The following is an 11380-nucleotide window of genomic DNA, read 5'->3' on the forward strand; positions in this document are numbered from 1 at the left end:
TGACAACCCGCATCCTACAGGTGGTTTATGAACTCGAGGGGCTGGCACCTGGAGCTAGACAATAAAACGAAAGACCTTTTGGCTGTTCAAGACACAGGGAAAACCTGTTGAACAGCCTTTTCTTTTTGCCTATTTCCAGTACAGATTACCTTTAATTACTGCTATACTAAATATAGATACATAGATTATTTTTTAACAAACAAACAACATTGAGAATATATTACCGCGGAGGTGTTTGCCGTGAAAAGCCCCAATGTGGATGATTATATACAAAAGGGAATGTACGGGGTAAAAGAGATCAAGCCAGATGAACGACGGAAATTTCTAGGGACGATTAGAGAAAGAATAGTCGTTGCACTTACGAAAAGCCAAGTGATGGAAAAAGGTGTTTATCCAGAAGTTATCCAATTAATGAAAGAGCATCCGAAAGCAATATTGCTTCTAAACGGTGATTTAGACTACTCGTATTTGACTGACTACATCCATAATGCTAGAAAGAATGATGTACAATTTTCAATCGTGGCAAATAAAAATCATGATACAAATATCGGTCTCGTCCTGACATACAACCACGCCATTGACAAGGAAGAAATATATATTCAAAAAAAGAAAGAAAAAACTGTAACCATTTCTAAGAGAAAAAAGAAGCCTCTATCTAGCTTGCTTAATTTTCTAAAGAAATAATTCACAGTTTCTTATCGTTCTTTCCTTTTTGAAGATCACTTCCTTTTTGAAGTATAGTTGTGCCATATTTACTTTTTATTTTATCGATAGCGTTATAAAGCGGCTCTTTTTGGGCTGCTTTTTCATATGAGAATAAATCTAGCTGCTCAAAAGCACTGTCATTATCAATTAAATCTTGGCCAGTTATCCCTAATAATCTAACTGGATCCCCTTTCCAATTAAGTAAAAATAAATTTTTAGCTGCTTGAAAAATATCCTCAGCTTCAACAATCGGATTAATGATTTTTTTCCCTCTTGAAATCGTCTTTCTATCATTATAGCGAATCGTTATCGCGATATTTTTCGTTACATAACCTTTTTTCTTTAATCTACTTGATACACTTCCTGATAAGGATTCAAGAATTTCTAATAACTTGGATTGATTTGTAATATCCTTTGGTAATGTAACCGAATTTCCAACACTTTTATTTTCTGCTGCAGCGTCTGGGTCAACAGGTCTAGAATCGATTCCATTTGCACGCTCTATTAATTGTGGGCCCCGTATTCCAAAGTTAGCCTTTAACTGCAAATCGCTCGCCTTAGCTAAGTCTCCAATTGTATGAATGTCCAGCGTTGTAAGCTTTGCAGCAGTCTTCTCTCCAATACCGTGCATTTCAACAGTAGGTAGTGGCCAAATGACATCAACAATATCTCTTTTCCTTAAAACCGTAATTCCAAGTGGTTTTTTCATATCCGACGCCATTTTAGCGAGAAATTTATTCGGAGCAATCCCTATGCTGCAAGGTAAATCTAGTTGATTAAGTAGACTTTGTTGGATTGCATTTGCTATTTCAATAGGCGTCCCTAGTTCAAAGCTTTCTGAAATATCAACATATCCTTCATCTATCGAAACGGGCTCTACTAAATCCGAATAATGCCTCAATACGTCAAACATTGCTTGAGAAGCATTGCGATACCGATCAAAATTAGGCCTCTTTACAATTAAAGTCGGACAGAGTTTTTTCGCTTCCCAAACCGGCATTGTAGTTTTCACACCGTATTTACGTGCTTCATAGCTGCATGTAACAACAATTCCTTTTCTTGCCTCTTCATCCCCTGCAATTGCAAGGGGCTTGCCTTTCAAAGAAGTGTCATATGCCATCTCAACAGAAGCAAAAAAACTATTCATATCAACGTGTAGTATCACACGACCTTTTTTAGGGTAGAAAGCCTTCATTTCAATCACCTTTAATTACTTCTTAAGATTTATCAATTGTTCCTATGAACATAAAATACCACAGTATGATGGACCGTGGTAGGATAAAAGTATTTAGGCATATTCAATGTGGTATTTTTAATGAAGTTGTTCAATTAACAAATCAGAAATTAATTTAGCAGGTTCTGTAGTATTAATATGCAAATGATAATTGGTTACGTAAAGTTGATATTTTTCCAATTCCTTTTCATCGAAAAAAACGGAAAGTATTTGTTCGTGAATATCACCCTTGTTGAGATGATAAACGACTCCTAATTCCTTTAGGTGTTGCAAATTGATCTCTTCCTGGCCAGGCAGTGCATCATATATAAAAATAGGTTTGCGCTTAAAAAGGCATTCACTAATCGTCACTCCACCAGGCTTTGTTAAAATGGCATCCATTTGATCGTAAAGCCTGTTCATTTCCTCCCTACTATCGATATACGGAAACGGAATAATATGGCTTTTTTGCATACTTTTGAGTTTTTTATATAACTTCACGTTTTTTCCGCATAATACATAATATTTGATGTGCCAATTATGGCTACCCTCCACAATAAACTGAATTAACTCTTCAATGGCGCCTACCCCGAGGTTTCCCCCTGCTATTAATACCGATAGTCTAAAAGGGCTTAATGGTGCAGAAGTATTTTTTTGTTTTATGATACTCGAATGAATTGGAATACCAGTTATGAAAATTTGCTCTTCCTTGATTCCTTTTTGAATTAAAAATTTTTTCATTTGATAAGAAGGTACGAAATGAAAGTCAATATTCTTCACGCCCCAAAAACGGTGGATGAAGAAATCTGTGTAAACATTGATAACTGGAATAGTCAGCCCGTCCTTCTCTTTCATGTAATTCAACATGTACGAGGGTAATGCATGGGTGCAAATAATGAGATCTGGCTGTTTTTCTTCTAAAAGCCTTTTTATTTTAGAAATAAATAAATATTCATATAGCCAAAAGCGCTTATTTTTATCGATATTTTTATAGACAGAGTTTTGATATATAAAATGATACAATCCGGGAAAAGCATCAATCCATTTGAGATAAATATTCGAAACAAGTGATTCAATTTTCCCATAGCTGTACGACAGAACATCTATTTTTTCACATGTAATTTGTGGATGTAAGGTCAAAAGTCCATCTATTAAGGCATTTGCTGTTTGATGGTGCCCAGAAGGGATTTGCAAAAAAGGTAAGAATAGCACAGATTTATTTAGTTTTTTCATAGTCACCTCTTCTAAGCTTTCTTTTCTTGGAGCACGTTTGGAATTTACTGCCATGGGATTACTCCCATCAATTACTTGTAAAAATGGCAGTATTTTTCTAGTATAATCTATCATATGGAAGGAGTGATTACATTTGAACTTTCTATTATACACTGCATTCGCTATACTTCTTTTTTATTGTTTAAAAAAAGCTTATAACAACACGAAGGATATCGTGATAAATAAAATAAACATCGATCAAGATCAATCTATCGGAAAAATAAATCCAAAATTAACGATACTTCAACTTTCCGATTTACATCTTGAAAATATTTCTGTTTCACCTGCTGAACTTTATGAAAAGCTTAAAGATATGCCTATTGATTTAATTGCACTTACCGGAGATTTCCTCGATCGTAAACGGACGATTCCAAAGCTTGTCCCATATTTAAAAGTCTTGAACAAATTAAACGCGAAATATGGAATATATGCCGTCCTAGGAAACCACGATTATGTTTTGCAAGATCAAAACTTACAAACTTTAATCAAGACACTCGAAAAATACAACTGTAAAGTAATGCGAAACGAATATGAGCAAATTTTTGTCCAAGGTAGACCGGTCAATATTATTGGAATCGATGATTTTAGTACAAAACGAAGCAACCTAGAATCTTCATACGAGGGAATTAAGAAAGGAACTAACCTTGTATTAACCCATGATCCCAATATCGTTTTGCACATGAAAAAATATCATTTTGATTATTTGCTTGCTGGTCATTTCCATGGAGGTCAAATCTGCTACCCTAAAGCGTATCACCTAGCCAAAATGGGTAAGCTTCCAAGAATGAATATTATTAAAGGGCTCCATATGTATGATGGAAAACCTTTCTATATCAATGAAGGGCTTGGTCAAACCGGTGTTAATATTCGGGTTGGAAGCCGTCCTGAAATCACCATTCATGAATTACCATTGGCTGCTAGTTTGGCTAAACCGGCTACTGCTATCTAAGGGAAAAAGCTGTTTATATAACAGCTTTTTTTATTTATTGAAATAAGATAACCTCTCATAACTACTTCACCTTATATTCTGTACCTTTTATTTATTTTTTATCGAAAGCTTACAACTTATTTCTGGGAAAATTGGCCTGTAACGATGGAATTCTTGTGAAAAATAAGTAAAAAAAAGATAGATAAACAGTTATTCTTCTCTGTTTATCTATCCATCATTGGAAAGAGTTGATCATCTTTTCCAGTTAAATTTATGCTTCTTGTTTTTGTTCTTGTAAATAATCTTTAATTTCCTTTACTCCTTCGAGAACTTCAAGCATACTTACTGGGTCGATCATCGTAATGATTCTGTCCTCGAGATTAGCTATTGAAGAAAAGTATTTTGTTTTATGATAAGCAACAAGCCCCATTTGCTGCAATACATTTTCGGGAATTTCCAAAATTTCTTTCGCCTCATTTACTAATACAGCGAAAGAAAGTTCCTCCGTATGAATGACAATCATTCTAACATCATCATCATTATGAATATGGCGATTATATAAAATAAAACTGAAGTCAAGAACAGGGATTAATTCCCCTCTTGATTTTACAACTCCCCTAATATATTCCGGCAAATGTGGCACTGGATTCACATTTTCATATTTCTCGATAGAAATTACATATTGTACAGGAATTGCATATTCCTCTTGCCCCGCGTTAAATACGATTGCTGTAACCGCCATCTCATCTCACCCTTTGTTAAAGTATTAAACTTTATCTTTCCGATGCTTCTTCTACAATAGCCACTACCATTTCAGCTAGTTTAGAGAGCTCTTCTATCGGCATCCGCTCATTCGTTGTGTGAATTTCTTCATATCCGACAGATAGATTAACTGTAGGGATATTAAATCCGGCAATGACATTCGCATCACTGCCTCCCCCACTTTTTAGCAATTGTGGTTTTCGGCCAATTTTTACAGCGGCTTTTTTCGCCACCTCGACTACTTCATCACCATCTGAATATTTAAACCCTGGATACATAACCTCAATTTCTACATCGGCAGAACCGCCCATTTCTTTAGCTGCTTCTTCAAACGCTTCCTTCATTTTTGCAACCTGTGCTTCCATTTTTTCATTTACAAGAGATCTTGCTTCTGCCAACACGATTGCTTCGTCTGCTACGATGTTTGTAGCTTGTCCCCCTTCAAAACGTCCGATATTAGCAGTTGTTTCCTCGTCGATACGACCTAAAGGCATTCTGGCAATCGCTTTTGCAGCTATTGTAATAGCAGAAATCCCTTTTTCTGGAGCCACTCCAGCATGGGCTGTTTTACCGTGTATAACAGCTTTAACTTTCGCTTGAGTTGGCGCGGCAACGATAATATTTCCAACTTTTTCATCACTATCAAGCGCAAATCCATATTTTGCATTTACTAGAGAAGAATCAAGAGCCTTTGCACCGACAAGTCCGGATTCTTCACCAACCGTAATAATAAATTGGATATCTCCATGATTGATATTTTGTTCCTTCAACACTTTAATCGATTCCAGCATCGCTGCAATCCCGGCTTTATCATCTGCTCCAAGAATAGTTGTACCATCGGTTACAACATATCCGTCTTTAATAGATGGTTTTACCCCTTTTCCTGGAACAACTGTATCCATATGGCAAGTAAAATAGATAGGTGATGCCTCAATATTGCCTTTTAAGGTACATATTAGGTTTCCTGCACCATGTCCTGTCTGTTCCATCGTATCATCTTCAAAAACTTCCACATTTAACTGTTGAAATTTTTCCTTCAACACTTTTGCAATTTCTGATTCATGCTTGGTCTCTGAGTCAATTTGTACTAATTCTAGGAATTCATCCAATAGTCGTTGATCGTTAATCATCTGTGTGTCCTCCATTTTATCAATGTTGTTTTATAAAGGAATATTACCGTGTTTTTTATGAGGTCTTTCTTCAGTCTTATGTCGAAGCATTTCTAAAGCTTGGATTAATTTGATTCTCGTTTCGCGTGGATCGATGACATCGTCAACCATGCCCCGTGCAGCTGCAACATAAGGATTTGCAACCGTTTCACGATATTCTTCCATTTTCTCCATTCTTGTTTTTTCTGGATTATTACTATTCGAAATTTCACGGGCGAAAATAATATTTGCCGCACCATGTGGTCCCATGACAGCAATTTCTGCATTTGGCCAAGCGAAGACGAGATCTGCACCAATCGCCTTACTATTAAGGGCGACATATGCCCCCCCATACGCCTTCCTTAATATGACCGTAATTTTTGGAACGGTCGCTTCGGAATAGGCATATAAAATTTTGGCTCCATGCCTTATAATCCCGCCATGCTCTTGTTTAATACCAGGGAAAAAACCTGTAACATCTTCAAACGTAATAATCGGGATATTAAAAGAATCACAAAAACGAATGAATCTAGAAGCTTTATCCGACGAATCGATATCAAGACTTCCAGCCATAAATTTCGGCTGATTGCAAACTAGACCGACCGATTCACCGCGAATTCTTGCAAATCCGACAACAATATTTTTTGCAAACTCCTTATGTACTTCAATAAAAGAATGGTCATCTACTATTTGATTTATAACCATTCTAACATCATAAGGCCTCACTGGATCAAAAGGAATAAGATCTAAAATTTCAGGTCGTAAATCATCTTCACCGTCCCAATCTGCAATAGCTGGTTTTTCCTGATGATTTTGTGGAAGATAATCCAAAAGAGTGCGAACCATTGACAATACCTCTTTTTCATCGCTTCCCCTAAAATGAGCGTTACCGCTTATCGTGTTATGTACTTTTGAACCACCTAAATTTTCTGATGAAATTTTCTCACCTGTTACTGTTTCAATTACTTTTGGGCCAGTAATAAACATTTGACTAGTGTAATCCACCATGAAAACAAAATCGGTAATTGCAGGGGAGTAGACAGCTCCGCCCGCACATGGTCCCATAATGACCGAAATTTGCGGGATAACTCCGGAATAAATGGCATTCCGATAGAAAACATGTCCGTATCCATCAAGAGACACGACACCTTCTTGTATTCTTGCCCCGCCTGAATCATTTAGACCAATAAAAGGGGCACCATTCTTTGCAGCAAGATCCATGGTTTTAGCAATTTTTTCTGCATGCATCTCACCTAGTGCACCGCCGAACACGGTAAAATCTTGGGAAAATAAAAAAACGAGCCTACCATTTATTTTACCATAGCCAGTTACTACACCATCACCTGGATGCTTCATATCTTCCACGCCGAAATCAGTTGAGCGATGTTCTATAAATGGGTTTAGTTCAACGAATGATCCCTGGTCGAGCAGTAAATCAATCCTTTCCCTCGCAGTCAACTTTCCTTTTTCATGCTGTTTACGAATCCTTTCATCTCCACCGCCAAGCTCAGCTTTTCGTCTCCGATCGTATAGATCATTTATTTTCTCATATATATCAGTCACTGTCATTCCCCTCCAGTGGCTTTTTTTCGCATATCTCATATAACACACCGTGGGCAGATTTCGGGTGGATAAAAGCAATCATTGCCCCTGCTGCACCTTCTTTAGGAACTTCATTCAACATTCGGATGCCATTAATTTTAAATTCTGATATTCGCTTTTCTATTGAATCTACTTGAAAGGCAATATGATGGATGCCTTCACCGCGCTTTTCTATGAATTTTGCTATTGCGCTAGTTGAATCTGTTGGTTCCAATAATTCTATCCTCATATTAGTTGCATCTAAAAAAGCAACTTTTACTCTCTCAGATAGGACTTCTTCAATCGCTATACACGCAAAGCCTAGAATATTTGTATAAAAAGGAAGCGTTTCTTCCAACGATCGAACTGCGATTCCAATGTGATCCACTTTTTTCATAATAACCCTCCAAAAAGCATTCGGTAGAAGATGTATATAATCTTCGACATTTATCGTTCACAATCCTGCTTTCTCTATTATTACGAAGTAAGATGGGTTGTATCGGTTTCAGTTTCAAGATAAAATAGTAATAAATAAGATTTTGTAGGGGTGCATTGATTTGTCCAATAAAAAAATCCAAAGAATTATTGTCTATGTTATGCTCTTCTCTATGATTGCCACTACTATTATGGCAGGTCTGTCGTTTTTATAAGCAGAAGAAATTTTTAGTCTCGATTGAGCGAGGATTGATACGAATACTTAACGCAAATGGACTTAAATAATTTCAAAGGTGAGGTTATCCTAAATTTGAACTGCCCCCTGTCAAGTAGACAGTGGAAATAAAAAAACGACACTAGGCGGCTTTAGACCTGTATTCTAAGGGGCTAAGGCCGTCTAGTCTTTTTTGTAATCGTTGTTGATTATAAAATTGTATGTATTCATCAATGTCTTTTTTCAACTCTTCAAATGTATCGTACTTGTTTAGATAATACTTTTCACATTTCAATGTTCCCCAAAATCCCTCCATTGGCCCATTATCGATGCACCTTCCCACTCGCGACATACTTTGCGTCATTTCTGCTCTCCCAATTTTCCTTTTGAATGCAGGGGACGTGTATTGAAATCCTCGATCACTGTGGAAGAGGGGGCTAGCTCCTGGATTGGCTTCCAATGCTATATCCAGGGTTTTAAACACCAACGGATTATTGTTGGATGTGCCTAATACATAGCTTACAATCGATCCATCGTACAAATCTAAAATCGCACTCAAATAAGCTTTCTTGGAGGCTCCATACTTCATTTCGGTTATATCAGTCAGCCATTTTTCATTTGGTTTCTCCGTGTGGAAATCCCTGTTCAATATATTCTCTGCCACATGTTGCGGTGTGCTTGGTTTATAATTCTTGCGTTTGCGTCGAATAACCGACTGGATTCCAGCCGTCCTCATCAGCCGATACACACGCTTATGGTTAATTGTCTTGGATAAGATACGATTTAGGTTAAGCGTTATGCGGCGATATCCGTATATGCCGTCCACCTTCTCATTTAGGCGTTTTATCTCCGCTAAAATTTCTTCATTCCACTTCTCATTCTCGGAAGGGGTGCGTTGAAGCCACTTATAGTATGCAGAACGTGCAATTCTAGCAATCTTGCATAATAGCGAAATTGAGAAATTCTCATTCTCATGTAATTCCTGAATAGCCACATATTTATCAGTTAAGCGAACCTGGCTTAATGCCGCCTCTTTAGCCGCCTCCTTTCGATGTCCTCCAACTTTTTTAAGAATGCATTTTCTGCCCGAAGACGCTCATTTTCCCGTTCCAAGCGTTTCATTTCACGCTGAATCTTCTCTTCGGGAGTTAACTCTGGTTCCGCCTTATGCTGGCCACGCTTATCTTTAAGACCGTCTTCTCCGTCTTTCTCGTACTTTTTTACCCATTGATACACCTGTTGATAAGAGACTTTGAAAAGCTCTGATGCTTGGTGATAATTTTTTCCGTTTTGAAGACAATACATTACAATTTCCAAACGTTCTTCAAGTGTAGTGGACCGACCTTTGATCATAGAGCTGCTCATCCTTTGCGTGTCTTTAAATTCTCTATGACCATTATAATTCTTTATCCACTTTTCCAACACTGAGTGACTTGATATTTCATATTTCCGAATAACATCAATCAATGAATAGGATCCGGAAAGATAATCAAGAACGGCAGCTGTCTTTAGCTCCTTGGTGTACCGTTTCCATCCAGTTGAACCTTGGAGCCCATCCATTCCATATGTTTGATATAGGTAGACCCATTTATTTAAGGTTAGTTTAGATATATTGTGTTCCCGACAAAAATCTTTTACAGAGGTTTGTCTGTCCTCAAACGCCATAATTAACTCATACTTTTCTTGTGCACTATAAATACTTTTTGCCAAAGAAAAAGCCCCCAATTTAGTAAACAGATTTTTTATTATTTCATCTGTCTACCTTATTGGGAGCATATCAATTAACAGGGTAGCCTCACCTTTTTATATTACTCCGATTTCAAATGACAATCTTTCAAAAGATTTGGTGGAGTTGACGACTAGAACCTTTGATCCGATCGGGATGTGATCGAATAATACTTCGAGCTGTTCTTTCGGGAGCCTAATACAACCTTCAGATATATATTTTCCAATGGATGATGGGTTGTTAGTGCCATGCAATCCGTAAATTCTTCCATCAGTATTTAATGCATCAAAACCGATCCATCTTGATCCAAGGGGATTATGCGGGTCTCCACCAGGAATATTCGCTTTGCGATAGTACGGTTTTTCCGCCTTTACTTTTACAGTAAATAAACCTTCTGGTGTCATGTCATTCGTTTTTCCTGTCGCTACTTTTGTAACAAATTGTACTTTTCCACCGTTAACCCATGCAAGCTCGTTTGTGCGTTTATTGACTATTACGAGATGATCACCTGGCAATACTTCCTTATCAAATGGCCAAAATGGAGAACCAATGAAAAGGAAAAGAGCTAGAAAAAGCTGCATCATATCACCCTTTTTCTTTGTATAAGAAATTACAAACTTGAAATTTTGTTGATAACTTTTTAGGGGTCGTTCTCGTCCAGCGCAAGCAACCATCGACTAGCAACTCCATGTCCATCTCCCTACGATAAGGAATTCACACTCGTCTTGTCTAGCTGAAGATGGCTTCTCAGAGGAAGGCCAAATAAGGAACATGGACAAAAACCACCTATGGTCCAGTATGGCGATGAATAGGCGCTTCGCTTTTGTTCTTATTTTATGAAAAAGGAAAAGTTTCATACTAAAAATACCCTATAGGAAGTTAACTTCCTTTAGGGTATTCGTTTATTATACTTCTTCACAATATTGTTCAAAGTATTGTTGGAGCTTATTTACTACTGACATTGGGTCATGTCCTTCAATTTCATGACGTTCAACCATTGCGCATATTTTTCCATCTTTTAATATAGCAAACGATGGCGAGGAAGGTGGATAATCAGTGAAATAGCTACGAGCTTTAGCAGTTGCTTCCTTATCTTGACCTGCAAACACGGTGACTAGTTGATCAGGACGCTTGTCATAATGAACAGAATGTGCAGCAGCTGGACGTGCAATTCCTCCTGCACAACCACAAACAGAATTAACCATCACAAGGGTCGTACCTTTTTTATCAAAAGCTGCTTCTACTTCTTCTGGAGTGGTTAATTGCGTATATCCAGACCTTTCCATATCTTCACGTGCTTGTTTAACAATATCATTCATATATAAATTGAAATCAATATTCATTTTCTCAACTCCTTAATAATCACTAACGTTATCATAGCAATATTTCATACTGT

At 37.3% G+C, this 11380-nt stretch carries 11 protein-coding genes and 1 pseudogene; 3 read left to right on the forward strand and 9 right to left on the reverse strand.

The window, feature by feature from the left end:
* Positions 1-240 precede the first annotated feature (240 nt).
* Positions 241-684, forward strand: coding sequence for a YueI family protein (locus KHA97_RS05790; RefSeq protein ID WP_213123753.1), 444 nt, complete (start codon positions 241-243; stop codon positions 682-684).
* Position 685: 1 nt separating this feature from the next.
* Here the strand turns inward: KHA97_RS05790 and KHA97_RS05795 are convergent, their stop codons facing one another.
* Both KHA97_RS05795 and KHA97_RS05800 read right to left on the reverse strand, forming a co-directional pair.
* Complete coding sequence (locus KHA97_RS05795) at positions 686-1900, reverse strand: DNA polymerase IV (protein ID WP_213123754.1); 1215 nt, start codon at positions 1898-1900, stop codon at positions 686-688.
* Positions 1901-2017: 117 nt separating this feature from the next.
* Positions 2018-3151 carry an MGDG synthase family glycosyltransferase gene (locus tag KHA97_RS05800; RefSeq protein ID WP_213124328.1) on the reverse strand — a complete coding sequence of 378 codons (1134 nt, stop codon included), beginning with the start codon at positions 3149-3151 and terminating at the stop codon, positions 2018-2020.
* A 133-nt stretch (positions 3152-3284) separates the two neighbouring features.
* Here KHA97_RS05800 and KHA97_RS05805 point away from each other — a divergent pair, with 133 nt between their 5' ends.
* A complete protein-coding gene (locus KHA97_RS05805; protein WP_213123755.1) occupies positions 3285-4139 on the forward strand; it encodes a metallophosphoesterase in 855 nt (284 codons plus the stop codon).
* Between the two features lie 250 nt (positions 4140-4389).
* Here KHA97_RS05805 and KHA97_RS05810 read toward each other — a convergent pair whose 3' ends face one another.
* From KHA97_RS05810 to mce, 4 genes are read right to left on the reverse strand one after another with little or no spacing between them, the layout of a single operon-like run.
* On the reverse strand, positions 4390-4860 hold the full coding sequence (locus KHA97_RS05810) for a chemotaxis protein CheW (RefSeq protein ID WP_213123756.1): 471 nt from the start codon (positions 4858-4860) through the stop codon (positions 4390-4392).
* 31 nt (positions 4861-4891) lie between these two features.
* On the reverse strand, positions 4892-6010 hold the full coding sequence (locus tag KHA97_RS05815) for a M20/M25/M40 family metallo-hydrolase (protein WP_213123757.1): 1119 nt from the start codon (positions 6008-6010) through the stop codon (positions 4892-4894).
* A 30-nt stretch (positions 6011-6040) separates the two neighbouring features.
* Positions 6041-7591: an acyl-CoA carboxylase subunit beta gene (locus KHA97_RS05820; protein WP_213123758.1), complete on the reverse strand. Its 1551-nt coding sequence runs from the start codon at positions 7589-7591 to the stop codon at positions 6041-6043.
* Positions 7584-8006, reverse strand: coding sequence for a methylmalonyl-CoA epimerase (gene mce / locus KHA97_RS05825; RefSeq protein ID WP_213123759.1), 423 nt, complete (start codon positions 8004-8006; stop codon positions 7584-7586). Before mce ends, KHA97_RS05820 begins: the two co-directional genes overlap by 8 nt.
* A 160-nt stretch (positions 8007-8166) precedes the next feature.
* On the opposite strand from mce, the gene prli42 reads away from it, so the two are divergent.
* Positions 8167-8259 carry a stressosome-associated protein Prli42 gene (gene prli42 / locus KHA97_RS24255; RefSeq protein WP_213123760.1) on the forward strand — a complete coding sequence of 31 codons (93 nt, stop codon included), beginning with the start codon at positions 8167-8169 and terminating at the stop codon, positions 8257-8259.
* A 141-nt stretch (positions 8260-8400) separates the two neighbouring features.
* Here prli42 and KHA97_RS24580 read toward each other — a convergent pair.
* The 3 genes and pseudogenes from KHA97_RS24580 to KHA97_RS05845 form a co-directional block, all read right to left on the reverse strand.
* Positions 8401-9968, reverse strand: a pseudogene (locus KHA97_RS24580) (IS3 family transposase).
* Positions 9969-10061: 93 nt separating this feature from the next.
* Positions 10062-10565: a L,D-transpeptidase gene (locus KHA97_RS05840; RefSeq protein ID WP_213123761.1), complete on the reverse strand. Its 504-nt coding sequence runs from the start codon at positions 10563-10565 to the stop codon at positions 10062-10064.
* A 324-nt stretch (positions 10566-10889) separates the two neighbouring features.
* Positions 10890-11327 (reverse strand): BrxA/BrxB family bacilliredoxin, encoded by a 438-nt coding sequence (locus KHA97_RS05845; RefSeq protein ID WP_213123762.1) that lies wholly within the window; start codon positions 11325-11327, stop codon positions 10890-10892.
* Positions 11328-11380 lie beyond the last annotated feature (53 nt).

The organism is Lederbergia citri (assembly GCF_018343625.1).
GTDB lineage: Bacteria > Bacillota > Bacilli > Bacillales > Bacillaceae_C > Lederbergia > Lederbergia citri.